Here is a 22,518-nt window from a genome sequence, read left to right as displayed (position 1 = left end):
CGTCCGCTCAGGCGACGGGCAGGTGCTGGCGCACGAAGTCCTCGGTGCGTGCCCACGCCAGGGCCGAGGCGCCGGCGTCGTGCCAGGGCATGTCGTCGTTGTCGAACGCGTGGTCGGCGCCGGGATACGTCTCCACCACCGTGTCGGGCTGCTGGGTCACCGACGCCTCGATGCGGCGCACGGTGTCGGCGTCGATGTACGAGTCGGCGAGGCCGAAGTGGTGCAGGCTCGGTGCGGTGACCGTCATGGTGTCGTGCAGGCCCGGCAGCGCGGAGCCGTAGTAGCTGACGAGCGCGTCCAGCGGCGCCGAGCCCTCGGCCTCGAGGTGGGCCGCGACGTTGAAGCCGAGCCCGCCGCCGAAGCAGAAGCCGACGACACCGACGCCACCGGCGACCTCGTCGCTGGCCCGCAGCCACTCGACCGTCGCGGTGGCGTCGGTGACGGCGGCCTGCCAGTCGAGCCTCCCGACGAGAGCCACGCCCTCCTGCAGGGCGTTCTCGCCCTCGATCGGCGACGTCACGCCGAGGCGCCAGAAGATCTCTGGCGCCACGACGACGTAGCCGAGCTCGGCCAGCTGTGCCGCCCGCCGCTGCACGTAGCCGCTCACCCCGAAGATCTCCTGCAGCACGACGATGCCGGGACCTCGGCCCGACGGCGGCAGGAACAGGTGGGCGGGCATCTCGCCGGCCTCGGTCGGGATGGTCACGGCATCGTCCATGCGGCCCAGTATGTATGCCGCGGGCGCCGTCTCAGCGGAGTGCGCGGAGCTGCTCCAGGCGCGCCTCGTACGCGCGCACCCGCTCGCTGAGGACGTCGTGCTCCCGCTGGTGCTGGCGCAGCACGGCGACGAGGCCGAGGACGACGACCCCGAGTCCCGCGCCGCAGCCCCAGAGGCTCGCGACCCCGGTGAGGCCGGGACCCGTGCCGTGCCCGGTCGCGAGCAGTCCGACGAGCCCGGCGAGGAGCAGGGCGGCGAAGGTGCCGAGGGCGGCCAGGCGACGTGAGGCGGCCCGGTCGGACGCCTCGAGGGCGTCACGGGCGACCGCGAGCTCCTCACGCGCGACCGGCCGGTCGAGGAACGTCGCGGCGGGGAAGCGGTGGACGCGGCGCCCCTCGCCGAGGCCGAAGCGGCGGCGATGGTCGGTCGGGGCGTCGACGAGGCGGGTCAGGTGGGCGGTGCCGGCTGCCGGCCAGATCGGCCGGGCCGGGCCCACGGGAAGTGCGGTCATGACGAGGTCTCCTGCTCGGGTTCCTGAGAGGCGGTGAGGTGTGGTCAGTCGTCCGAGCCGGAGCCCAGACGGGCGCCGAGGGCGTAGGCCGCGACCACGAGGGCCGAGGCAGCCAGGACGATGTCCTTGAGGACGTACTGGCCCATGAGCGTCGGGCCGTGCGGGAAGAGCTCGGCGGTGAAGAGCGCGAGCGGCGACATGATGCCGATCAGCGCACTGCCGAGGATGACGACGCCGACCCGCAGGAACTTGCCGGTGACGAGCGTCAGGCCGATGACCGTCTCGGTGACCGCCGTGAGCAGGACGGCGTTGTGGCCCGTCACGAGTCCGAACGTGAGCCGGTCGATGGTGGCCGAGGCGATCGCCTCCGCGGGGCTCAGCCCCGGGAAGAACTTGAGCACCCCGAAGCCGAGGAAGATCAGGCCGAGGCTGATCCGCAGGGCGTGGAGGCTGTAGGCCACGAGGAACGCCTGGAGGCGGTCGACGGCCGCCGTGGCCCGGGCCGTGATGGTGGTGCGGCCGCCGGCGAGGCGGGTGCTGAGGGGCGTGCGGGCTCCGGAACGTCCGGGGCCGTCGACGACGAGCTGCGACATGGTGGTTTCTCCCTTGGAAGTCGTTGGTCGGGACTTCAGAAGGCGGAGGGGCCGCCCGCGATACCGCTCGTGCCGAGGTTGAGTGCAACTACCTAGACGAAACCGGCGCCTTCGGGTGCAAATGGGACACGATTGAGTCGTCCATCAATTCGGTTGACAGCCAATGAGATTCACGCTTTCGGATCCGTCAGGAGGTCGACGGGCGGTACCTTGCATCGGGTGGGGCGGGGGAAGAGGTCGTGGGTGGTCGCCGGTGTCGGCGCTGCCCTGGTCGCCGCGAGCGTCGCGTGGGCGACGTCGTGGGACGCGGTCGCGGACGGGCTGCGACGCGATGCCACCCAGCAGGCGGCGTACGCGATGCCGGCAGGCGACCTCACGGTCATCGGCGGCGGCAACGACGTGCGCGTCGTGAGCGGTGGGGCGGCCGGGACGGTCCAGGTCACGCGACATCTCGCGTGGGGTCCGTGGTCGTCGGCGCCGCGCGCCTCGGAGCTGCTCAACGGTTCGACGCTCGAGCTCGGGGCCGAGTGCGGTGCCCTCGTCGGATGGTGCGGGGTCGACTTCGTCGTCACGGTGCCCGACGGGTCCGAAATCACCGTGGACAACGACTCGGGCGACGTGTCGGTCGACGGCTCGTTCGGCAGCGCCGTCCTCAAGACCGGGTCGGGCGACATCGCCACCGCCGGCCTGCGCTCGAGGGAACTGACCGCGTATGCCGACAGCGGCGACATCGCGCTCGAGCTCGGGGCTGTGGTCCCGGCCGTGGACGTGCGAGCCGGGACGGGGGACGTGTCGGTGCTGGTCCCTGGTGGGGCGCGCTACGCGCTGAGCATCGATTCCGGCTCGGGCGGGGCGGAGGTCGGGGTCGCGTCGGACCCGGGGAGTCCGTCGTCGCTCCAGGTCAACACCGGCTCGGGGCACGTAAGCGTCGGCCACCGCTGACGTCGTCGCCGTGCGTCCGGCCGTCGTCCGCGCGGTCCGCACGGTCTGCACCGTCTGCACGGTCTGCACGGTCTGATGTCTGGACGCGGAAGCCGCGTGTCACCGAGGGGGGCGGTGACACGCGGCTCCTGGGAGGTGCCGGCTCAGGTGGGGTTGCCGGCGGGGGAGGACCCGTCGTCCGGGTCGTCGAAGGCGCTGTGCTTGTCGTCGGGCACGGACGGGGCCGGTGTGGGAGAGGTGGCCGTCGTCCCGTGGTGCTGCTCGACGAGCTTGTCGATGCCCTTGTCGACCGAGGCTCGGACCTTGGTCACGGTGTCGGCGTGCTTGCCGCCGGTCTTCTCGTCGATCTTCATGGAGGCCTTGTCGAGCGCTCCGTCGACCTTGTCGCGGTTCTCCTGGGCGTAGCCAGCCGCAGCCGCCACTGCGGCCTTGGCCATCTGGACCACGGCGTCACCGAAGTCCTTCGCCTTCTCCTGCAGGTGGACCTCGTCCGCCTTGTGCTTCAGCTGCTCACCGAACGACACCGGTGTCTCCTCGTCTCGCACTGGCCCGGCGGTGCGCCGGGCTCACTGCATCCACAGTCATACCCCGGGGGCTCTCGTCGCAACCGGGGTCGACCCCCATTCCGACCCCGAGTGCACCCTGACTGTCTGCTTCGTCACGTCGGCCCCTCCGGCCGGCTGGAACGCCAGTGCCGGACCCACGATCGGCGGAGACTGGAAGGGCAGGCAGTCTGCCTGTCTCACAACTGAACTGGAGTGATCAAGATGAACCGGCTCGACGGACGGGTGGCGCTCGTGACCGGCGCCGCGAGCGGCATCGGCAAGGCGACGGCGCAGCGGCTGGCCGAGGAGGGCGCGGCAGTGCTGCTGACCGACGTCAACGAGGCCCTCGGTGCGACGACGGTCGAGGAGCTGCGGGCGACCGGCGCCAGGGTCGACTTCCTGCGGCACGACGTGACGAGCGAGGAGGACTGGGCGGCTGCCGTCGCCAAGGCCGTGGACGAGTTCGGCTCGCTGGACATCCTCGTCAACAACGCCGGTCTGGGGGACCTGCTGCCGATCGAGGAGACGAGCCTTGCCGACTGGGAGCGCACCGTCGCCATCGACCAGACCGGGGTCTTCCTCGGCATGAAGACCGCGGCCCCGCACCTCAAGGCGTCCGCCCACGGCGCTGTGGTCAACATCAGCTCGATCTTCGGCACGAGCGGCGGGTTCGGCACGTCGCCCGCCTACCACGCCGCGAAGGGTGCGGTGCGCACGCTGACGAAGAACGTGGCGCTGCACTGGGCGACCGAAGGGGTGCGCGTCAACTCGATCCACCCCGGCTTCATCGACACGCCCATCCTCGACCCGACCAGGGGCACCCCTTACGAGCAGGTCATGATCGACCTGACGCCGATGGGTCGTCTCGGCAAGCCCTCCGAGATCGCGGCCGGCGTGGCCTACCTCGTGAGCGACGACGCGGCCTTCGTCACGGGTCTCGAGCTCTACATCGACGGCGGCTACATCGCCCGCTGACCGTCCGGAAGTGAGCACTCGAGTGTGAGCCGGGGTTCAGCGGCCGCGGGCGGCCGACCAGACCCAGTCGAGCACCGAACGGTGCCGCGACCACGCCGGGTCGCCGACCGACGGCGCCTGCGGATCGCCGTCCGCGGCCGCGCCGTCCGGGGCGCCCTCACCCGCCCGCTCGGTCGCGAGCGACCGCCGGATGGCCTCGGCCACGCCGAGCCGTCCACCGCCCGGTTCGCCGAGCACGTCGGCCGCGTCGCGCTCGCCCACCATGTCGTGGCCGAGGCTCGGGATGAGCGACTCCACGGTCCCGGTCGGGATGTCGACGAGGGCGCCGGCCACGCGCGCGACCGTCTCGACGGGTGCCAGCCACACCGGCAGCTGCACGCGCAGCAGGCGCGCCTCGGCGGCATACGTGCGCAGGAGGGAGACGTAGCTGAGCCGGTCGGGCCCGACGACGTCGAGGTGCCCGGTGACGTCGGGTCGCTCGAGCGCCTCCGCGAGGAACCAGACCGCGTCGGTCACCGCCACCGGCTGGATCACGGAGCCGCCCATCCACGCCGGCACCGTCTGCACGACGCCGAGACGGTGCGACATCTGGCGCATCACCTCGAAGCTCGTCGACCCGGCCCCGACCACCATCGACGCGCGCAGCGTCAGCACGGGACAGTCGGCGGTCGCGAGCACCTCCTCGACCTCGAGACGCGAGAGGAGGTGGTCCGACAGCTCGTCGTCGGGCAGGTCGGGGACGATCCCCGAGAAGTAGACGAGACGGGTCGCGCCGACGACGCCGACGGCATACGCGACGTTGTCGGCAGCCCGGCGGTCGCGCTCCATGAAGTCCTCGCCGTCGAGCCCGTGCACGAGGTAGCAGACGGCATCGACGCCCTCGAGGGCCGCGATGACCGCGTCCTCGTCCTGCACGTCGACGCGTCGCCACTGCACGTCGTCGGCCCACGGGTATGCCGTCGCGGGTGACCGGTGGTGCGTGGCCACGACGTCGTGGCCGCGCCGGAGCAGCTCGGGCACGAGCCGGGAGCCGACGTAGCCGCTCGCGCCGACGACGGCGACCCTCATGACCGCTTGCGGCCCCGTCGGAACGAGCCGAGCAGGTCGCCGGCCGAGCGGACGAGGTCGAGGGCCCCGGCGTCGTCCTCGGACTCGTCGGCGGGCAGCCGGTCGGTGACCGCCATGCAGGTGAGGAACCGTTCGATGAGCGGGTCCGAGGCGCGCTGGACGAGGCCGGTGCCGAAGTCCATCGGGAATCCGAGGAAGACGAGGTCGGTGGCGAGCCGCGCGCGGGTGCGGTCGTCGCCGAGCGGTTCGAGGGCGAGGGTGATGTCGATCCGCGCCTTGCCCAGGCCGTGGCGCTCGTGCCCGGTGGCGGCGAGGCGCGCGTGCCCCGCCTGCTCGTCGCGCTCGGTCATCGCCCCGGTGCCGTCGAAGTACATCGACAGCGGGCCGAGCTTGGCGCGGATCTCGCCGACGAAGTCGTCGCCGTCGACCTTCGTCACGGCCGCCCCGGGGAAGCAGCGACCGATGCGCTTGAGGTCCATGAAGTGCGACCACACGGCGTCGACGGGGGCCTCGAGCTCCTGGTCGTGGTGCAGCCTCACGGGAGCAGCTCCCAGTGCAGCGCGTCGCTCCAGCTGCCGTCGGCGAGCCGGTCGACGGCGTGCTCGCGCCCGAACTCGGTGAAGCCCACCGACCGGAGGACGGCGTTGCTCGCCTCGTTGTCGGCCGCGGTCTCGGCAACGAGGCGCCGCACGCCGAGGCCACCCTCGGCGGCCGGGGTGAGCGCGTGGCGGACGGCCAGGCGCGCGGCCTCCTTCGCCGCGCCGCGGCCTCGGGCGCTGGGGAAGAACTGGTAGCCGAGCTCGGCGGTCTCGCCGATCTCCCCGCCGCGGCTGAAGACGAGGACGCTGCCCAGTGCCCGGTCGGTCTCGAGGTCGGCGACGCACCAGTCGATCCCGATGCCGTCGGCCATCCGCTCCTGCCGCACGTGCAGCCACGTGGGGAACGTCTCGCGCCGCAGGATGGACCCGGCCGGCATCCAGTGCTCCGGGTCGTCGCGCGGCTCGATCGCGTCGACGTCGTCGAGTCGCCACGGACGCAGGCGTACGCGTTCGCCCTCGATCGGGGTCGCCGCGAGCCACGCTTTGCGCGGGGCTCGCGAGTCGCCGGGCGTGATGCTCGCCGTCCACGTGTCGAGCGCCGTCGGCCCGCCCATCGGGTCGGGATGGCTCTCGGGGATGGTGCCGTGGAAGGTGAAGCCTGCGGCCCAGGCGACCCGGCGCGAGCCCCAGTTGCCGACGACCGCGCGCCAGTGCAGCCGGCTCACAGGCGTGCCCCAGACGGGGGTCGAGAAGGCGTGCTCGACGACGAGGCGCACCGCGCGCGACATGATGCCGTGGCCCCGGGCAGCGGGGTGCAGGCCGAAGCCGATCTCGCCCACCGACGCAGCGGCACCCGGACGAAGGTCGATGCTGCCGCCGAACCGCACCCGGCCGAGGCTGTCGGTCCACTCGATCGCCCAGTGCCGGGCCGCGGTGGGGTCGGCCCAGTCCTCGAGGTTGCGGTTGACGTACCAGACCGCGTCGTCGCGGGAGTAGGGGCGCGGGACGGTGGTCCAGCGCAGGCTCTCGGGGTCGCTGCTCTGCTCGACGATCGCGTCGGCGTCGTCGAGGGAATGCGGCCGCAGGGTCACGACGCCGTCGGTGAGGACGGCCACGAGCGCGGCGCCGGCAGGGGCGGACGAAACGGACGGGCTGGACGAGGAGGGCTGGGGCTCGGCGGTCACGGCGTCAGCCTGCCAGCCGGCATACGCACTCGTCATCGGCATTGACCTCGTCCTGCCCCTCAGCGGGCTCGTCGGGCTCGTCGGGCACGGGGTGGGCCCAGCGGGTACGTGAAAGGCCGGGAGCCAGCGTGCTGGCTCCCGGCCCAAAAGGCGCGCTTCCCCTCCACAGGCTGCGTACCGAGGCTTACCGTACCCAATGGAACGAGATATCCCTCACCCGTTGCGGGACGTCCGTTCCAGCGCAACGTCGCGGGGGTCGGTTGCAGGTTTCGAGGGGGCGGAGCGGGGGCTCCGGGGACGCACGAGGGGGTTGCCGTGGAACGGCACGCAGGGGTGACGCCGGCGACGGCACGGGCGCGGCGGGCGGCCACCGGGGGCGATGACACACGCCTCGACAGGGCCGCCGGTGGGACGGGAGTCCCCCCCAGATCGCGACTCCCGTCCCGGAGCATCCGGCTCGATCGTCACCCTACGAAGGGCTCGGGCCCGGTGTGGGCGTCGTTGCGGGGAAACCTTCCCGACGCAACCGGGCAGCCGGCTGCGGCCGGGACGCCTGCCGGGACGCCTGCCGGAGGACGCCCGTGCTGAGCGACGAGATCCGGTGGGTGCTGCGCAACGCCCGGATGCACGCGGCTGACCCCGCCCTGCGCAGCGCGGCCGGCTTCGCGCAGGGAGCGGGTCGGGCCGCCCCGGTGCACCGCGCCCAGGTCGGTCGCTGGGAGGGCGGCGGTGTCGACCTGACACGAGCGCTCGTGCGACGCTACGAGTCGGTGCTCGAGCTGCCCGAGGGGCAGCTGCTCTCCGTGATCGACCTCTTCGCCCGGTCGCACGAGCCGATCCGGTCGGCCGCAGCCCTGCCGCCCCGCGGCGAGCCCGACGTCGGCGAGACGCTCGAGCTGCTGGAGCGCGCCCTCGGCGACGACCGGATGACCGGCCTGGACTGGGACCGGCTCTCCGACCACCTCGGCCGTATGCCGCACGCCATGATCCGCTCGTCAGACTGGGAGGCGCTCTTCCGCCGACTCCTGCAAGAGGTGGGCCTGTGCCTGAACCTCGAGTACGCGCAGCGCACCGAGGCGCTGGCACGTCTTGCCGGGCATCCCCGCAGCGGTGGGGTCGTGGCCCGTCTGGCTGCCGAAGCGGTCGCCCGGCCCGACGCGCAGTTCTACAACGACACCCTCAGCCTGCTGCAGTACACGCGCGACCCGCAGGCGCTCTCGGTCATGCTCGACCAGCTGCGTGACCCGACGAGCTCGAGCGCGCTGCGGGGTTGCCTCATCGTGCTGACGACGCTGGTGCGGGGCACCCGTCTCGACGTGGACATCCGCCGCGAGGCGGTGCGCCTGGCCGTGCAGCACCTGCGCGACCCGGACCACTCCTACCTCGTGCACCGGGGGGCTGCGAACCTCGTGCGCGCGCTCGGCCCGGCCAGCCAGCGCATCGCCAACGTGCTGACGGCCGAGGACCGGCGGGCCGCCGCGTCGATCATCCGTGACGGGCGGGCCGTGTCGGCGCAGGCGGTGCACGAGGCGCAGAAGCGGATCAAGGCGGTGCTCGAGGCGGGGGAGGGGCGCGCCGCGGCGGGCGAGCCCGTGCTCGCGACGCTGCTCCAGACCGCGCTCGGCCAGACGAACGAGGAGGACCGCGACAACGCCCTCGGCATCCTCATGCTGTCGCCGCAGAGCCGCATCATCGGGCGGGTGCACGCGGCGGCGTTCAGCGCGGCCGTCGACCGCGGCGACCTCGTCGTGGCCCACGAGGCGGTGAGCGTGCTGCTGTGGGTGGGGCAACCCGAGGACCTCGACATGTTCGAGAAGGTGGCCCTCTCGAAGACGACGCCGCGCTCGGTCGCGGCGCAGGCGGCATACGTCGTCGGCAACACCGTGGAGCCGGCCACCCGGCGACGCGAGGAACGTGAGACGTCGTTCGCCCGCCGGGCCGCCCAGGTGGTCGCCTCCGGCAGCGCCGCGCTCGGCGCCGAGGACACCGAGCTGCTGCGCGGCCTCGTCTACGTGCTCGGCATGCGTGGCCGCCGCGATCTGCTCACCGCCCTGCAGGATGCGCTGCCGGTGCCGGGCGACGACCCGCTCGCGATGCCCGAGATCGCCCGCGGCATCCTCGGCTGGTGGCTCGCCGTGCCGGAGCACCTGCGTCCGCTCGACGCCGATGGGACGCTCGTCGGTGACCCGGCCACGGGTCGCTAGGTTGGGGGAGTGCAGACGGACGAGGTGCTGAGCCTCCTGAAGGACGTGGCCGAGCAGGTCATCAACCCCCGGTTCCGGGCGCTCGCCGACGGCGAGGTCCACGAGAAGAACCCCGGAGACCTCGTCACCGACGCCGACCGCGAGGCCGAGGTGCTGATCAACGGGGCGCTGAGGGCGGCCTACCCGGACGCGACGATCCTCGGCGAGGAGACCTACGCCGGCGACCCGGACCTGCTCCACAGGTATGCCGCTGCGGAACACGCCTTCACCGTCGACCCCGTCGACGGCACGAAGAACTTCGTCCACGGGTCCAAGGACCATGCGGTCATGGTGAGCGAGACGGTGGGCGGCGAGGCCGTGCGGGCCTGGATCTGGCAGCCGCAGCACGAGCTCGCCTTCGTCGCCGAACGCGGCGCCGGCACGTGGCGCCACGACGCCGAGGGCTCCCGACGGCTCACGGTGCCCTCGCGTCCCGACGGTGCGCTGCGCGGACGCACCTCGCGCCGCAAGTGGATCGGCAAGGCGCCCGAGGGCCTCGAGCCGATGACGCTGACGTGGGTCTCGTGCGGCATCGACTACCCCAAGCTCGTCGAGGGCGAGGCCGACTACATCGTCTACGCGAAGGCGTCGCCGTGGGACCACGTGCCCGGCTCGCTGCTGCTCTCCGAGGCCGGCGGCATGCTGGGCACCACTGCAGGACAGGCGTACTCGCCCCGTGACCTCACCCCGCCGGGGCTCGTGGCGGCCGGCAGCCCCACCGCCTTCGACGCGGTGTGGCGTGCGCTCGCGTCGAGCGACCACCTCCACTGAGCCGGCGGTGACGGGGCACCCAGAGGCAGTCGGGTCGGTGAGGTCAGTGGGGCCGGGGTCGGGGCCGGGCCGGGGAGCGTCGGCACACGACGGCTCGACCGCGCACGCGGTGCTGGCCGGAATCGTCTGCGGACTCGTCGGCTTCACGAGCTCGTTCGCCGTCGTGCTGACCGGCCTGCGGGCCGTGGGCGCGAGTCCGGAGCAGGCGGCCTCGGGGCCGCTCGTCCTCTGCGTCACGATGGGTCTCGGCTGCGTGCTCTTCTCGTGGCGGCTGCGGATGCCGATCACGATGGCCTGGTCGACGCCGGGGGCGGCGCTGCTCGCTGCGGCGACGGCGCCGGCCGGCGGGTTCGCCAGTGCCGTGGGCGCTTTCCTCGTCTGCGGCCTGCTCATCGCGCTGTGCGGCCTGGTGCGTCCACTCGAGCGGCTCGTCGAGGCGATCCCGACCGGCCTGGCCAGCGCGATGCTCGCCGGCGTGCTGCTGACGCTGTGCGTCGCGCCGTTCCGGGCGGTGGTCGCCTCACCCGTGGCGATCGCGCCGGTCATCGTCACGTGGGTGGTGCTCGTGGCTCTCGCCCGGCGATGGGCGGTCATCGGGGCCCTCGTCGCCGCGGTGGTCGTCATGGCGGTCCAAGGGGTGTTCGGTCGACTCGACCTCTCGACGGCGGTGCCGGCGGTCGTGCCCGTCACCCCCGCTCTCGATGCGACGGCGCTCGTCGCCATCGCGCTGCCGCTCTTCGTCGTGACGATGACGAGCCAGAACATCCCGGGCATGGCTGTGCTCGCGTCGTTCGGCTACCGCCCCGGCATGCGAGCGCCACTGCTCTACACCGGTGGTGCCACGGCGGTCGGCGCCGTCGGCGGGGCGCACGCGATCAACCTCGCCGCGATCTCCGCCGCATTGGCGGCAGGCCCCGAGGCGCACCCCGACAAGAGCCGGCGCTGGATCGCCGGCGTCGCGTGCGGGGTCACGTACATCGCCTTCGGCCCTCTCGCCGGACTCGTCACGGCCGCAGCTCGATCCGCCCCCGAGGGCCTCATCGAGACCATCGCGGGGCTGGCGCTGCTCGGCACGTTCGCGTCCTCGGCAGCCTCCGCCCTCACCGACGCCGGCTCACGCGAGGCCGGCGCGGTGACGCTCGTCGTCGCGGCCTCCGGGGTCACGGTCGCGGGGGTCGGCGCCGCGTTCTGGGGCTTGGTCGCCGGCCTCGTCGTCCTCGCCGCGCTCCGCGTCGAACGCCGGCGCCAGCACTCCCGCACCTGACGCCGCCCACCCGCGCCGTCGAGTGCTCAGTTCCCAACGCGAGCTTGTGAGCACTCGATGCAGGGATGGGCCAGGTCGAGTGCGCAGTTCCCGACGCGAGTTCGTGGGCACTCGATGTAGGGGACGCCGGGCGCGGCTCGGCACGCGGCCTGACCGGGCGGCATACGTGGTCTGTCAGCGGGGAGTCACTCCTCGGCGGCTTCGGCCGACGACTTCTTCGAACGGGCGGCTCGGGCGCGCCCGGTCGTCGCGGCCTTCTTCGCGGCGCGCGCAGCCTTCTTCGCGGTGGCCGACGCCTTCGACGACTTCGCGCCACTGACGTACGCCTTGGGGTCCTTGTCCTTCGGTGTGATGCCGTCGGCCCAGCGCAGCGCCTCGTGGCGGAGGAACTGCACCGCGATCTCGTGCCGCAGCTCGAGGGTCGCCTGCTGCCGGAAGTCGGCGAGGTCCTGTCGCTCCTCCTCGCCCATGTGGTCGCTGTTGTGCACGTTCGCGTCGACGACCGCCTTCCACCAGGCCTCCGAGCCGGTGCGGCAGCGGCCGACCTTGCGCACCGCCTTGCGGATCTCGTTGTGGTCCTTGACGGCGTCCTCGACCTCCTCGTCGACGGACTCGGCGTCGGCGCCGCCCGTGCCGAGCCGCAGCAGCTCGGGGTAGAAGTACTTCTCCTCGGCCTCCGCGTGCACCTCGAGCAGGATCTCGAGCCGCTTCCACACCGCGGCGAGACCCTCGTGGTCGTCGCGCGGCCACTCCTCCAGCATCGAGAACATGCGGCGCTGCTCGTCGTGCTGTCGGAGGATGACGTCGGTGATGTCCACGGTTGGCCTCTCTGTCGTCCGGGGAGTGCCGGAGCCACTCTGCTGCAGGTGCACTCGGTCCATACCCGCTGGCTTCGCCCGACCTGCCCGTTTCGTGTATCACCGGCACCCGTCGGTGCCACCGTTGGTCGGAAGAGGACGCCGCACCGGGACGGACGGATGGTGGAACGCATGACGAGCAACGACCTGGTGGTCGTGCTGCCGGGCATCACGGGCAGCACTCTCGGCGTGAAGGGCGACGACGGCTCGCCCGCGAGCGACAACCTCATCTGGGCACCGAGCGCGGGGGCGGTGTGGAAGCTGCTGACCGGCGGGCCCTCGATCCTCGACAAGGTGCTGCCCGAGGGGATCGGCGACGAGCACCCGGGTGACGGCGTCGAGCCGGTCGCGCTCATGCCCGACGTCCACGTGCTCCCCGGCATCTGGACCCCGATCCGCGGCTACGACGTGCTCGTCAAGTCCCTTGAGACGCAGGGCTACTCGCGCGACGGAGCCGGCAGGGCCCCCTCCCTCATCACGTACGCGTACGACTGGCGCCTGTCCAACCGGTTCAACGGGCAGCGGCTGAAGTCGGTCGTCGAGCCCGCCCTCGAGCGGCTCCGCGGGCAGGGCGGCGCGTACGCCGACGCGAAGGTCGTCTTCATCTGCCACTCCATGGGTGGTCTCGTCGCCCGCTGGTACATCGAGAAGTGCGGCGGGGCCGAGGTGACGCGCAAGCTCATCACCCTGGGCACGCCGTGGCGTGGCGCCACCGACGCCCTCGAGCAGCTCGTCAACGGCGTGAAGAAGGGCATCGGCCCGCTCTCCCTCGACCTGACGGCGTTCTCGAGGAGCATGCCGTCGCTGTTCCAGCTGCTGCCGGAGTACGCGTGCATCGCCGCCGGCGACGGCTGGGCGAAGACGACCGAGGTGCCGGTGCCGAACGTCAGCACGGCGATGGTCACCGACGCGATGCTCTTCCACACCGACCTGCAGGCGGCCGAGACGGCTCGGGCCGCGAGCCGCACGACGACGCACATGGTCGTGGGCGTGCGGCAGCCCAGTCAGACGACGGTGACGCTGCGCGACGGCAAGGCGACCACGTCGCAGACCTTCGGAAGCGACAACGACTACGGGGACGGCACCGTGTCGCTCACCGGGGCGGTCGGGCTTGGGGAGGCACTCGACACCAACCTCGCGGTACGGGTCCCGGAGCAGCACACGAACCTCCAGTGCAACCAGGTCGTCCTCGACCAGATCCAGGAGATCCTCACGGCGAAGCCGGTGCGACGACGCGACGAGCTCAAGGACACGCGCGTGCGCGCCACGGTGCCCGACCTCGTCACCGGCGGGCGGGCGCTGAAGGTCACCTTCGACCTCGAGTCCGAGCTCGGTGGCGACGAGCCGCCGCGCAAGGCGATGGCGGTGACGGTGCGCAGCTCCCGCGGGACGGTGCTGGCGCGGGTCGAGCCGACGGTGCGCACGGGCCACGGGGTCGCTTCGTTCGCCGACCTGCCTCCTGGCACGCACACGGTCGCCGTGGAGGGCGCCGAGAAGAGCTCCACCGTGCGGCCGGTCACGTCCACGACGGTGGTCTGGCCGAGGCCGTCGAGCTGACCCTGGGATGACTCCGGGCCCTGTGGACAACGGCCGGAGAGCTGTCGGCGGTCGAACATATGATCGACTGCATGACGACCGCCACGCTCAGGAGGCGCCCGAAGGGGCACGCTGAGTGCTGCGGCGCGCTGAACGTCGCGGTGGGTGCGGGCGCACCTGAACAAACCTCCGCGGTGCCGTTGGCGATGGTCGACGTCCAGCAGCTGGCCAGCCTGCGCGACCTGCCGGGGCTCGCAGCCCGACTGGCCTCGATGGCGGCAGAGCTGCGGCTCATCGCCCGCAACACGCCCGTCTGGACGATGCCCGAGGTGGGGCTCGGTGACGCGATCGAGCAGGCGCAGGCGGTCCGCGAGATGGCGCACAGCCTGTCGGCGGTGCTGGCGGCCGAGGTCACCTCACGCGGGCTGCCGGAGGCCTCGGGCCTGTCCCGCAACGACTGGGTGGCTGGTCACGCGCCGGGCCTCGCGGCCGGGGCATCTGCCGCCCTGACCGCCGTCGGCGCAGCCATGAACGACCCACGGTGGGCGCGCCTGGCCGGTGGCGTGCGGGACGGTGCGGTGTCCGTCGACAAGGCGGCGGTCATCGTGCGCTTCCGCGACGACGTCGTCACGTTCGCCGACCCCGACCAGGTCGAGCAGGTCGTCGACACCATGATCGAGGCCGCCCCTCAGCTCGGCGTCCGCGAGCTGCGTCGACTGGCATCGCACGGGCGTGCGAGCCTGCGCCCGCCGGAGCAGGTCGAGGACGAGGCGCAGCGGCTGCGCGCGGCACGGTCGCTCACCAAGATCGGCCGGTGCGCCGGCATGACCGAGTACCTCTGGCGCCTCGACCCCGAAGGGTCGGCCGTTCTCGATGCGGCCGTCGACGCGCTCGCGAGGCCGCGCCCCGACCTCGACTGGAGCCGCTGGCCCTTTGGGCAGCCCGACGGCAGCTCCGACGCCGGCAAGGGTGCTGCGACCGACCCGCGGTCGCCGGCGACGCGTCGGGCCGACGCTGCTCTCGAGCTGATCCAGCGAGCCGTCGCCGCGCCACAGGGTGTCACGCGCACGTCGCGCACCAAGCTCGTCGTGACGATGTCGCTGGAGGCGTTGCTCGACCGGCTGCGAGGGGCAGGCGTCGCCGACAACGACGAGGTGCTGTCGGCGTCGACGGTACGCCGTGTCGCCTGCGAGGCCGAGATCCTGCCGACGGTGCTCGGCGGCCCGTCGCAGGTGCTCGACATCGGCCGCGCCGACCGCTACTTCACGCCGGCCCAGCGGCTGGCGATGGCGCTGCGTGACCACGGGTGCAGCTATCCGGGCTGCACGGTCCCACCCCAGTGGTGCGACGCCCACCATGTCGTGCACTGGCTCCACGGCGGCGCCACTGATCTGTGCAACGGGGCCCTGCTCTGCGGGCGGCACCACACGATCGTCCACCAGCTCGGTCTGACGGCGACGGTGCTGCCCGACGAGGTCATCTGGCACGTGCCGAGGGAGCACCGGCGAGAGTGAGCCCCGCGAAGCTGGGGCTGCGGGTCACTGGAGAGCGGTGTCGCCCTGGGGTGGTTCAGTGGGTTGCATGACCACGACTGAGAACACGGCTTCGAAGATCGGCTGGGACTGCGTCGCGCTCGACTGCGTCGACGCCGCCGGTGTCGCGCAGTTCTACGCCGACCTGCTCGGCGGGCGCGTCGAGGGCGACCCGGACGGCGACTGGTTCAACGTCCTCTGGGACGGTCCACGCATCGCTACCCAGCTCGCCCCGAACCACGAGTCACCGGACTGGCCGCGCGGCCACCAGCAGGTGCACCTCGACTTCGTCGTCGCCGACATCGCGGCTGCCCACGAGCGCGTGCTCGAGCTGGGCGGTGTGGCACTCGATCCGGAAGAGGCTCCGCGCCCGAAGCCCGAGCGCGGCTTCCGCGTCTACGCCGATCCGGCCGGCCACCCCTTCTGCCTCTGCCGCCCCACCCCGGACGCCTGGGACTGACCGTCCACGGCGAGGTCCAGCGCTGACGCGAGGTCAGACGGCCGGGAGCACGATGCCGAAGTGGTCTGCGAGCGCGTCGCGCACCGCTTCGTCGTCCGCGAGCTCCACCTCGTCACGCCGACCCTGGGTCGTCGTGATGAGCCGGTTGCCGCTCACGGTGACGCGACCCGTGGGGGTGAGCTGCGAAACCAGGCGCGACCGGGTGAAGTGGCTCTCGGGCGACGTCTGCTGCCAGATGTTCCGCTCGGCGAAGTCGTCGAGCGAGTGCGGAGTCGTCGAGAACACGAACCGGTCCCGCCAGTCCTCGCCGTCCCGCCGCTCGCGCGAGACCCAGAGCTCGCCGCGGCGCGCCACCCCGACAGCCAGACCGCGTTCGCGCCGCTCGAAGCCGTCGGCGAGTGGCAGGGGCTCGACGAATCCGTCGCCGAAGCCGACGTCTGCCAGCACCCTTCCCGCGAGGTCGGGCGACGTCACGACGAGAGCGAGATGGTCGTACTCGGCCGTGAGGTCGCCGTCCGCGGTCGCCACGCGTGCGGAGACGAGGTCGACGGCATACCCGAGCCGGCGCAGCAGCAGCGCGAACAGCCCGTTCAGCTCGTAGCAGTAGCCGCCCCGGCGCGCCTCGACGATCTTCGCCACCAGCGACGCGTGGTCGAGGCGGATGGGTCGCCCCAGGCCGATGTCGAGGTTCTCGAACGGGACCGTGAGCAGGTGGGCCCGGTGCAGCGAGGCGAGGGCGCCGAGCGTCGGTGCCTCGGGACGGGCCACGCCGAGGCGGCGCAGGTAGGCCGCGGCCTCGCTCGTGGTGAGGGCGTCGGTCATGGTCGGGGCGGTCACCTGAACATGCTGCGACCTCGAGCCCCCTTGAGGTCAAGTCGTCGTGTCCGGTGGGTTCACGCCGGGCATGGGGAGCGGCAGCGTCAGGCCGACCATCGTCACGCCGCGTCCGTCCCACTCGTAGCCGGTGCGGTCGAGCAGTGCGGCGGCGGCAGCGCCGATCACCTCCGAATCGAGCGACGGGTCCCCCAGGGGTCCGCGCTCGAGCACCTGCGTGCCGTCGTCGTAACGGACGAACACTTCGAGCCGGGTGGGCAGGCGGGGCGGGCCGTCGAGGCCCGAGACCCGGGTGATCGCGCGACTCACGCACTCCTCGAGCACGGCGACGACCTTCGACCGCGTGCGGGTCGACGGCAGCGACCGGCTCGCGCTCACCGAGCGCCGTGGCCCAGGCAGCCGGATCGTCGCATCGTCGGTGCCGTGCGCGATGGACAGGAGGCGTCTGGCCATGGCAGTGGTGACGACGCGCTTGAGGTCGTCCTCGGTGAGGCCGTGCAGGTCGGAGACGACGAAGAGGCCTGCGGCGTGGAGCTTCTCGTAGGTCGTTGGCCCGACGCCCCACAGCTCGTCGAGACGCAGCCTGGGCCGCAGCCGCCCCTCGAGCTCGGCGTCGACGACGACGACGCCGTCGGGCTTCGCGCGCCGGCTCGCCAGCTTGGCGATGAGCTTGGTGCTGCCTGCACCGACCGAGACCGGCAGCCCCACTTCCGACCGGGCGGCGGCCCGGAGGGCGTACGCCATGCCGGTGAGGTCGCCGCGGTCGCGACCGGTGACGTCGAGGAAGGCCTCTTCCATCGAGCCCGGCTCGACGAGCGGCGTGAACCGCCGGAAGAGGTCGAAGAGCAGTGTCGAAGCCTCCTCGTACGCCTCGGACCGGTAGCCCGTGACGAGCACGTCGGGCCAGCGACGCTGGACCTGACGCAACGGCATACCGGCGTGGATGCCGAGAGCGCGCGCCTCGTAGGAGGGGCAGGCGACGACCTCGTGCGCGACGACCATCGGCCGCCCGCGCAGGCGCGGGTCGTCGCGCTGCTCGACGGACGCGAAGAACGCGTCGGCGTCGGCATGGAGGATCACCCCTCCACTCTCGCGGTCGCCGCCGACAACCTCCCGAGGACGCTGTCGGCGACGTCGCGAAACAGGTGGGCGCGTCAGGCTGTGGCCACCTGGCGGCGGGGTTGGCCGAGGTGCACGACGAGGAACGCACCGAGCACGTCGAGGTCGAGCAGGATGGCGGCCCGGAGTTCTGACCGTCGTCGGTGGTCCGCGCGAGGATGTCGGCATGACCGACGACCGCGTACTCGTCTTCGAGGACCACTTCGACGGTGTCGACCTCGACCCGGCCACGTGGGTGCCGCACTACCTGCCCGCCTGGAGCTCGCGCGCCGACACGCTGGCCGCCTACGAGCTGCGCGACTCGTGCCTGCACCTGCGCGTCCCGCCCGACCACCCGGTCTGGTGCGAGGGCGACCACCTACCTCCGATACGCGTCTCGGGCATCCAGACGGGCAGCTGGTCGGGCCCGCGCGGCAGCACGAAGGGTCAGCAGCCGTTCCGTGACGGCCAGCTCGTGCGTGAGGAGCAGCCCGAGCATCGTGGCTGGCTGCCCGACGGTGGCTGGGTCGAGCTGCGGGCCCGAGCCGTCGTGTCACCGAGGTCGATGGTGGCGCTGTGGATGGTCGGCTTCGAGCAGGTGCCGGAGCAGTCGGCCGAGATCTGCGTGACCGAGATGTTCGGCGACGCGGTCGAGCCAGGCGTCTCGACAGCCGTGGGCATGGGGCTGCACCCGTTCCGCGACCCCGCGGTCACGGAGGACTTCGAGGCCGTTCGCCTCCCCATCGACGTCGCCGACTGGCACACGTATGCCGTCCGGTGGGACCGCGAGCGCGCCGACTTCCACGTCGACGGGTCTCTCGTGCGGTCGTGCTCTCGGCCGCCTGCCTATCCGCTGCAGCTCATGCTGGCGACCTTCGACTTCCCGGAACGGTCCGTGGGGGCCGACGACCACCTCGTCCCCGAGCTCGTCGTCGACTGGGTGCGCGGCTACGCCTAGATCGTCACCCGGCCGGCGGGCGAGCTCCGCTCAGTAGCCGGCGTGGTCGAGCGCCTCGGTCGTCAGCTGCCGGCCCAGCTCGATCATCTCGGCCGCGCGGTGGAAGTCGAGGGTGCGCACGGCGTTGGACGGCACCGTGACGAGCACGTCCGGTGGGTTGCTCGCCATGCGGTAGCGCGAGATGAGGGCGCTCATCGTGTCGAACGACATGTTGAGCAGGTCGACGAGCCCGACATCGGCCTGGCCGAGCACGAACGCCTCGGTCGGCGTCTGCGGCACCGTGACCCCGCCGTCCATCGTGGTGCCGACCACCGCGACGTCGCCCGTGTCAGCCTCGCGGGGATGACCGCCGAGGCGGCTCGTGATCGCGCGGAAGCGCTCCGACTCGAGCACCTCGGCCGCGCTGCGTCGCAGTCGGCTCGTCCACTCCTCGCGCGGCACCGGTGCGGACGACTCCTTCACGGGGGCGGCCCCGGAGACCGACCTCATGCCCGACAGCGACACCGCGATCGTCACGTCCACCGACGCCGCGGCCGTCGGCTCGATCGGGATCGGGTTGATGAGGCCGCCGTCGACGAGCACCCGGCCGTTGATGACCGCCGGGGTGATGACGCCGGGGATGGCGATCGAGGCGCGGATCGCGTGCTCCACCGGCCCCCGCTGGAACCACACCTCACGCCGCGCGTTGATGTCGGTCGCGACAGCCGTGTAGGGGACCGAGAGCTTCTCGATGGTCGCCCCGTCGAGGATCTCGCCCACCTTGGCGATGATCCGCTCGGCCCGGATCGCGCCGCCGGCGCCGCTGAGGGTCAGGTCGAGCAGCCGCCACACCTCGCGCTGGGTGAGGCTGCGCGCCCACTCGGTGTACGCGTCGAGCTTGCCGGCCGCGGCGACCCCACCGACGAGCGCACCCATGGACGTCCCTGCGAGCGACACGACGTCGAAGCCGCGCTCGTCGAGCACCTCGAGCGCGCCGATGTGGGCGTAGCCGCGGGCTCCGCCCGAGCCGAGGACGACTGCTGCACGCAAACGGTCTGCCACGACCCCGACCCTACGACCGGCCCCCGTCAGTCGCGCAGGTAGTAGATCTCCAGCGACTCGAGCCACGCCTCGTCGCCGAGCATGTGGATGGCCGTGACGTGGTCGCCGGTGACGGTGAACCGGAACGCGACCTTGGGCTTGCCGCGCATCGCCCACACCAGGCCGATGCCGCCGTCGAACGCCGCGAGGCGCGCCGAGTGCGCGCCGCCGTTGAAGCGGCCGGCCACGGCCTCGGGCCCGACGAGCTGGGCGGGCGAGCCGAGGGCGGCGGCCGCGGCGTCGGAGGTGAGCACGACGTCGGGGTCGAGCAGCTCGAGCAGGGTCGAGAGGTCTCCGCCCCGCGCGGCGTGGAGGAAGGCGGTGACGACGGCGCGCTGTCGCCGGCCCTCGGGTCCGTCACCGGCGCCGGCGCTCTCCGCCTCGGCCTCGGAGTCGGCCGCCCGCACCCGGCGGCGGGCGCGGCTCGCGAGCTGGCGGGTGGCCGCGGGGGAGCGGTCGATGATGTCGGCGATCTGCTCGAACGGCATGCCGAAGAGGTCGTGCAGCACGAAGGCGAGGCGCTCGGCGGGCCCGAGCGTGTCGAGCACCACGAGCAGTGCGACGCCGACGCTGTCGGCGAGCTCGGCCTCGTAGGCGGGGTCGGGCGTGCGCGCGGTCGGGTGCCCTGCTCGCTCGGTCTCGGTGAGCTCGGCCAGCCCGGCGTCCCAGCTGTCCTCGCGGCGCGAGGCGCGTGAGCGCAGCATGTCGAGGCTGATCCGGCCGACGACCGTGGTGAGCCAGCCGCCGAGGTTCGCGACGTCGGTCGTGTCGCTGCGGCGCAGGCGCAGCCACGCCTCCTGCACCGCGTCGTCGGCGTCGGCCGACGAGCCCAGGACCCGGTGCGCGACGGCGCGCAGCCGCGGCCGGTGCGCCTCGAAGTCGCGCGCCAGCCACTGCTCTCGCGTCAGGTTCTCGCCGGCCTTCTCGCCGGTCTGGTCGCTGCCGGTCATCTCGCTGTCCATCGCTGTCACATCCTCGCCTCGGGGTCCGTCATAGCACTGACGAGCCGGAGCCACCCGACGTGACACCGAGCAACCGAGCAACCGAGCAACCGAGCAACAGCGCAACCGAGCAACCGAACACCGAAACAAGGAGAGACCGATGTCTGCCGTGAACACCCTCATCTACCCCGTCGCCGACCCCGACGCCGCCAAGCGTGTCTTCACCGCCCTGCTGGGCGTGCAGCCGCACACGGACGAGTCCTACTACGTCGGCTACAACGTCGACGGCCAGGAGCTCGCCCTCGACCCGAACGGCCACCGGAAGGGCATCAAGGGCGCCACGCCCTTCTGGTCGGTCGACGACCTGGAGGCGACGATCGCGGCCCTCACCGAGGCCGGCGCGACCGTGACCCAGCAGCCCACCGAGGTCGGCGGCGGCCGCCGCACGGCCTCGCTCACCGACGCCGACGGCAACATGATCGGACTCATGCAGGACTGATCCGTCCACTTTCCGGGCGCCCGTTCCCCCGCGCGTGTCGCGAGTGGACGGGCGCCCTGCCATGTCCGAATCCATCTGTGGGGCAGCGGGATTCGAGTTGATTGCGTATGCCGTCGCGTGGCCTCCTCCGGGGCCGCCGGGTCGGGCCGTGGTGGGGCGGCCCTTGCGCGGGCTGGGTTACCTGTGCAGTATGGAAGGGCAGATGTAAGCGCTTACAGAGTGCGAGCGGCTCAACGACGAGATGCGAGAGGTGGGACCAGTGGCGACAGCACGCAAGCCGGCCGCAGCCGGTTCCCTCAACGCATCGCACGTCGGGGCCACGATCTACTCCGTCGCCGAACGCGCCGGCGTCTCCATCGCCACCGTCTCGCGCGTGCTCCAGGGCGCGGGCACGGTCTCGGCCAAGACCACGCAGAAGGTGCTCGACGCCGTCGACGAGCTCGACTACGTGCCCCTCGGCGCCGCCCGGAGCCTCGCCGTGCGCCACCACGAGGCCCACGGCCTCGTGCTCCCCGAGCTCACCGGCCCCTACTACTCCGAGTTGCTCATGGGTTTCGAGTCCCGTGCCGCGGAGCTCGGCCAGAGCGTCACGCTCATGCTCACCGAGGGCAAGGCCGACATCGCCCGCGCCGTGCGCCAGCTCGCCACCCACGTCGACGCCATCGCCGTGCTCGGCTCGGCGGCCATGCCGCCCGCCGTCGCCAAGGCGCTGCACGGCAAGAAGCCGGTCGTCATCATCGCCGGCTCGCCGCAGGAGGGGATCGAGAGCGTCGGCGCCGAGAACGTCCACAGCGCCCAGAAGCTGACCGAGCACGTGCTCGGTCACGGCCGCCGCCGGCTGTTCTTCGTCGGTGACCCCGACGGCGCCCCCGACATCAGCGAGCGCCACGCCGGCTTCGTCGCCGCCCACCTCGCCCGGGACCTCGAGCCGGCCGAGCCGGTGCGCGTCCCCTTCCGCGAGGGTGAGGGCGAGGCCGTCGCCGAGCGCATCCTCGCGGGCGAGGTCAGCGCCGACGCGCTCGTGTGCGCCAACGACGAGCTCGCCCTGTCGATCATGAGCCACCTGCAGGACGCCGGCCGAGACGTGCCCGGCGACATCGCGGTGGTCGGCTGGGACGACGTCATGACCTCCCGATACGTGCGCCCGGGTATGACCACCGTGCGCCAACCCGTCCGTGAGCTCGGGGCGCTCGCGGCCGAACGCCTTCACCAACGCGTCCACGGGGCCGAGCTGCTCGCTGCTCCGCGCATCCTGCCGACCCAGGTGATCATCCGAGGCTCGTGCGGCTGTGCGGCCCGCCTTCGCGACGCCCCACCCACCCGTCGCACCACCACCTCCACCACCTCCACCACCCCCTGAAACCCCCGCT

Annotated in this window: 23 protein-coding genes; 11 read left to right on the top strand and 12 right to left on the bottom strand. The window is 72.4% G+C overall.

Annotation, left to right across the window (positions count from 1 at the left end; genetic code table 11):
* Positions 1-7: 7 nt before the first annotated feature.
* Genes ACYVNR_RS17520 through ACYVNR_RS17510 form a run of 3 tightly spaced genes read right to left on the bottom strand, consistent with a single transcriptional unit; the run spans position 8 to position 1,822 of the window.
* On the bottom strand, positions 8-718 hold the full coding sequence (locus ACYVNR_RS17520) for a dienelactone hydrolase family protein (protein WP_045192736.1): 711 nt from the start codon (positions 716-718) through the stop codon (positions 8-10).
* A gap of 31 nt (positions 719-749) precedes the next feature.
* On the bottom strand, positions 750-1,229 hold the full coding sequence (locus tag ACYVNR_RS17515) for a hypothetical protein (RefSeq protein ID WP_461049746.1): 480 nt from the start codon (positions 1,227-1,229) through the stop codon (positions 750-752).
* Positions 1,230-1,273: 44 nt separating this feature from the next.
* The gene (locus tag ACYVNR_RS17510; protein WP_082081119.1) at positions 1,274-1,822 is read right to left on the bottom strand and encodes a DoxX family membrane protein; all 549 of its coding nucleotides are present in this window, start codon (positions 1,820-1,822) and stop codon (positions 1,274-1,276) included.
* Between the two features lie 243 nt (positions 1,823-2,065).
* Here ACYVNR_RS17510 and ACYVNR_RS17505 point away from each other — a divergent pair, with 243 nt between their 5' ends.
* Complete coding sequence (locus ACYVNR_RS17505) at positions 2,066-2,764, top strand: DUF4097 family beta strand repeat-containing protein (RefSeq protein ID WP_461049743.1); 699 nt, start codon at positions 2,066-2,068, stop codon at positions 2,762-2,764.
* A 143-nt stretch (positions 2,765-2,907) separates the two neighbouring features.
* On the opposite strand, the gene ACYVNR_RS17500 is transcribed toward ACYVNR_RS17505, so the two are convergent.
* The gene (locus ACYVNR_RS17500) at positions 2,908-3,288 is read right to left on the bottom strand and encodes an antitoxin (protein ID WP_461049741.1); all 381 of its coding nucleotides are present in this window, start codon (positions 3,286-3,288) and stop codon (positions 2,908-2,910) included.
* Between the two features lie 243 nt (positions 3,289-3,531).
* On the opposite strand from ACYVNR_RS17500, the gene ACYVNR_RS17495 reads away from it, so the two are divergent.
* Entirely contained in the window at positions 3,532-4,284 is a 753-nt protein-coding gene (locus tag ACYVNR_RS17495) for an SDR family NAD(P)-dependent oxidoreductase (protein ID WP_461049739.1), read from the top strand.
* Between the two features lie 36 nt (positions 4,285-4,320).
* Here ACYVNR_RS17495 and ACYVNR_RS17490 read toward each other — a convergent pair whose 3' ends face one another.
* Genes ACYVNR_RS17490 through ACYVNR_RS17480 form a run of 3 tightly spaced genes read right to left on the bottom strand, consistent with a single transcriptional unit; the run spans position 4,321 to position 7,117 of the window.
* Positions 4,321-5,352, bottom strand: coding sequence for an NAD-dependent epimerase/dehydratase family protein (locus tag ACYVNR_RS17490; RefSeq protein ID WP_461049737.1), 1,032 nt, complete (start codon positions 5,350-5,352; stop codon positions 4,321-4,323).
* On the bottom strand, positions 5,349-5,891 hold the full coding sequence (locus ACYVNR_RS17485) for a CoxG family protein (RefSeq protein WP_461049735.1): 543 nt from the start codon (positions 5,889-5,891) through the stop codon (positions 5,349-5,351). Before ACYVNR_RS17485 ends, ACYVNR_RS17490 begins: the two co-directional genes overlap by 4 nt.
* Entirely contained in the window at positions 5,888-7,117 is a 1,230-nt protein-coding gene (locus ACYVNR_RS17480) for a GNAT family N-acetyltransferase (RefSeq protein ID WP_461049733.1), read from the bottom strand. The genes ACYVNR_RS17485 and ACYVNR_RS17480 overlap by 4 nt, the downstream gene beginning before the upstream one ends.
* Before the next feature lie 539 nt (positions 7,118-7,656).
* Here ACYVNR_RS17480 and ACYVNR_RS17475 point away from each other — a divergent pair.
* The 3 genes from ACYVNR_RS17475 to ACYVNR_RS17465 all read left to right on the top strand — a co-directional run bounded on the left by ACYVNR_RS17475 (position 7,657) and on the right by ACYVNR_RS17465 (position 11,353).
* Positions 7,657-9,279: a hypothetical protein gene (locus ACYVNR_RS17475; RefSeq protein WP_461049731.1), complete on the top strand. Its 1,623-nt coding sequence runs from the start codon at positions 7,657-7,659 to the stop codon at positions 9,277-9,279.
* 9 nt (positions 9,280-9,288) lie between these two features.
* A complete protein-coding gene (locus ACYVNR_RS17470; RefSeq protein WP_461049729.1) occupies positions 9,289-10,089 on the top strand; it encodes an inositol monophosphatase family protein in 801 nt (266 codons plus the stop codon).
* 109 nt (positions 10,090-10,198) lie between these two features.
* On the top strand, positions 10,199-11,353 hold the full coding sequence (locus tag ACYVNR_RS17465) for a benzoate/H(+) symporter BenE family transporter (protein WP_461049727.1): 1,155 nt from the start codon (positions 10,199-10,201) through the stop codon (positions 11,351-11,353).
* Positions 11,354-11,538: 185 nt separating this feature from the next.
* Here the strand turns inward: ACYVNR_RS17465 and ACYVNR_RS17460 are convergent, their stop codons facing one another.
* Positions 11,539-12,171, bottom strand: coding sequence for a hemerythrin domain-containing protein (locus ACYVNR_RS17460; RefSeq protein WP_045192727.1), 633 nt, complete (start codon positions 12,169-12,171; stop codon positions 11,539-11,541).
* A 171-nt stretch (positions 12,172-12,342) separates the two neighbouring features.
* Here ACYVNR_RS17460 and ACYVNR_RS17455 point away from each other — a divergent pair, with 171 nt between their 5' ends.
* The 3 genes from ACYVNR_RS17455 to ACYVNR_RS17445 all read left to right on the top strand — a co-directional run bounded on the left by ACYVNR_RS17455 (position 12,343) and on the right by ACYVNR_RS17445 (position 15,738).
* Positions 12,343-13,767, top strand: a complete 1,425-nt coding sequence (locus ACYVNR_RS17455; RefSeq protein ID WP_461049724.1) for an esterase/lipase family protein — start codon at positions 12,343-12,345, stop codon at positions 13,765-13,767.
* 71 nt (positions 13,768-13,838) lie between these two features.
* Positions 13,839-15,260, top strand: a complete 1,422-nt coding sequence (locus tag ACYVNR_RS17450) for an HNH endonuclease signature motif containing protein (RefSeq protein WP_461049722.1) — start codon at positions 13,839-13,841, stop codon at positions 15,258-15,260.
* 67 nt (positions 15,261-15,327) lie between these two features.
* Entirely contained in the window at positions 15,328-15,738 is a 411-nt protein-coding gene (locus ACYVNR_RS17445; protein WP_461049720.1) for a VOC family protein, read from the top strand.
* A gap of 33 nt (positions 15,739-15,771) precedes the next feature.
* Here the strand turns inward: ACYVNR_RS17445 and ACYVNR_RS17440 are convergent, their stop codons facing one another.
* Together ACYVNR_RS17440 and ACYVNR_RS17435 are read right to left on the bottom strand one after the other, a co-directional pair.
* The gene (locus tag ACYVNR_RS17440; RefSeq protein WP_461049718.1) at positions 15,772-16,575 is read right to left on the bottom strand and encodes an arylamine N-acetyltransferase family protein; all 804 of its coding nucleotides are present in this window, start codon (positions 16,573-16,575) and stop codon (positions 15,772-15,774) included.
* Between the two features lie 33 nt (positions 16,576-16,608).
* Positions 16,609-17,652: a Y-family DNA polymerase gene (locus tag ACYVNR_RS17435; protein WP_461049715.1), complete on the bottom strand. Its 1,044-nt coding sequence runs from the start codon at positions 17,650-17,652 to the stop codon at positions 16,609-16,611.
* Between the two features lie 205 nt (positions 17,653-17,857).
* Between ACYVNR_RS17435 and ACYVNR_RS17430 the strand changes: the two genes are divergently transcribed.
* Entirely contained in the window at positions 17,858-18,628 is a 771-nt protein-coding gene (locus tag ACYVNR_RS17430; RefSeq protein ID WP_461049713.1) for a glycoside hydrolase family 16 protein, read from the top strand.
* Between the two features lie 30 nt (positions 18,629-18,658).
* Here the strand turns inward: ACYVNR_RS17430 and ACYVNR_RS17425 are convergent, their stop codons facing one another.
* Together ACYVNR_RS17425 and ACYVNR_RS17420 are read right to left on the bottom strand one after the other, a co-directional pair.
* Positions 18,659-19,669, bottom strand: a complete 1,011-nt coding sequence (locus ACYVNR_RS17425) for a patatin-like phospholipase family protein (protein ID WP_045191557.1) — start codon at positions 19,667-19,669, stop codon at positions 18,659-18,661.
* Between the two features lie 26 nt (positions 19,670-19,695).
* Entirely contained in the window at positions 19,696-20,670 is a 975-nt protein-coding gene (locus tag ACYVNR_RS17420) for a sigma-70 family RNA polymerase sigma factor (protein WP_461049710.1), read from the bottom strand.
* Positions 20,671-20,809: 139 nt separating this feature from the next.
* Between ACYVNR_RS17420 and ACYVNR_RS17415 the strand changes: the two genes are divergently transcribed.
* Both ACYVNR_RS17415 and ACYVNR_RS17410 read left to right on the top strand, forming a co-directional pair.
* Positions 20,810-21,148 (top strand): VOC family protein, encoded by a 339-nt coding sequence (locus tag ACYVNR_RS17415; protein WP_461049708.1) that lies wholly within the window; start codon positions 20,810-20,812, stop codon positions 21,146-21,148.
* A 259-nt stretch (positions 21,149-21,407) separates the two neighbouring features.
* Positions 21,408-22,508 (top strand): LacI family DNA-binding transcriptional regulator, encoded by a 1,101-nt coding sequence (locus ACYVNR_RS17410; protein ID WP_461049706.1) that lies wholly within the window; start codon positions 21,408-21,410, stop codon positions 22,506-22,508.
* The last annotated feature ends 10 nt before the right edge of the window (positions 22,509-22,518 follow it).

This window comes from Terrabacter koreensis (assembly GCF_054783315.1).
Note: the sequence above shows the minus strand (reverse complement) of the source record. Positions and strands in the feature narration are given on the sequence as shown.

Bases quoted from the DNA above. Each gene is read 5' to 3' on its own strand.
- ACYVNR_RS17520 (WP_045192736.1), bottom strand. From the start codon at position 718: ATGGACGATGCCGTGACCATCCCGACCGAGGCCGGCGAGATGCCCGCC.
- ACYVNR_RS17515 (WP_461049746.1), bottom strand. From the start codon at position 1,229: ATGACCGCACTTCCCGTGGGCCCGGCCCGGCCGATCTGGCCGGCAGCC.
- ACYVNR_RS17510 (WP_082081119.1), bottom strand. From the start codon at position 1,822: ATGTCGCAGCTCGTCGTCGACGGCCCCGGACGTTCCGGAGCCCGCACG.
- ACYVNR_RS17495 (WP_461049739.1), top strand. From the start codon at position 3,532: ATGAACCGGCTCGACGGACGGGTGGCGCTCGTGACCGGCGCCGCGAGC.
- ACYVNR_RS17490 (WP_461049737.1), bottom strand. From the start codon at position 5,352: ATGAGGGTCGCCGTCGTCGGCGCGAGCGGCTACGTCGGCTCCCGGCTC.
- ACYVNR_RS17480 (WP_461049733.1), bottom strand. From the start codon at position 7,117: ATGCCGATGACGAGTGCGTATGCCGGCTGGCAGGCTGACGCCGTGACC.
- ACYVNR_RS17455 (WP_461049724.1), top strand. From the start codon at position 12,343: ATGACGAGCAACGACCTGGTGGTCGTGCTGCCGGGCATCACGGGCAGC.
- ACYVNR_RS17450 (WP_461049722.1), top strand. From the start codon at position 13,839: ATGACGACCGCCACGCTCAGGAGGCGCCCGAAGGGGCACGCTGAGTGC.
- ACYVNR_RS17445 (WP_461049720.1), top strand. From the start codon at position 15,328: ATGACCACGACTGAGAACACGGCTTCGAAGATCGGCTGGGACTGCGTC.
- ACYVNR_RS17430 (WP_461049713.1), top strand. From the start codon at position 17,858: ATGACCGACGACCGCGTACTCGTCTTCGAGGACCACTTCGACGGTGTC.
- ACYVNR_RS17420 (WP_461049710.1), bottom strand. From the start codon at position 20,670: ATGGACAGCGAGATGACCGGCAGCGACCAGACCGGCGAGAAGGCCGGC.
- ACYVNR_RS17415 (WP_461049708.1), top strand. From the start codon at position 20,810: ATGTCTGCCGTGAACACCCTCATCTACCCCGTCGCCGACCCCGACGCC.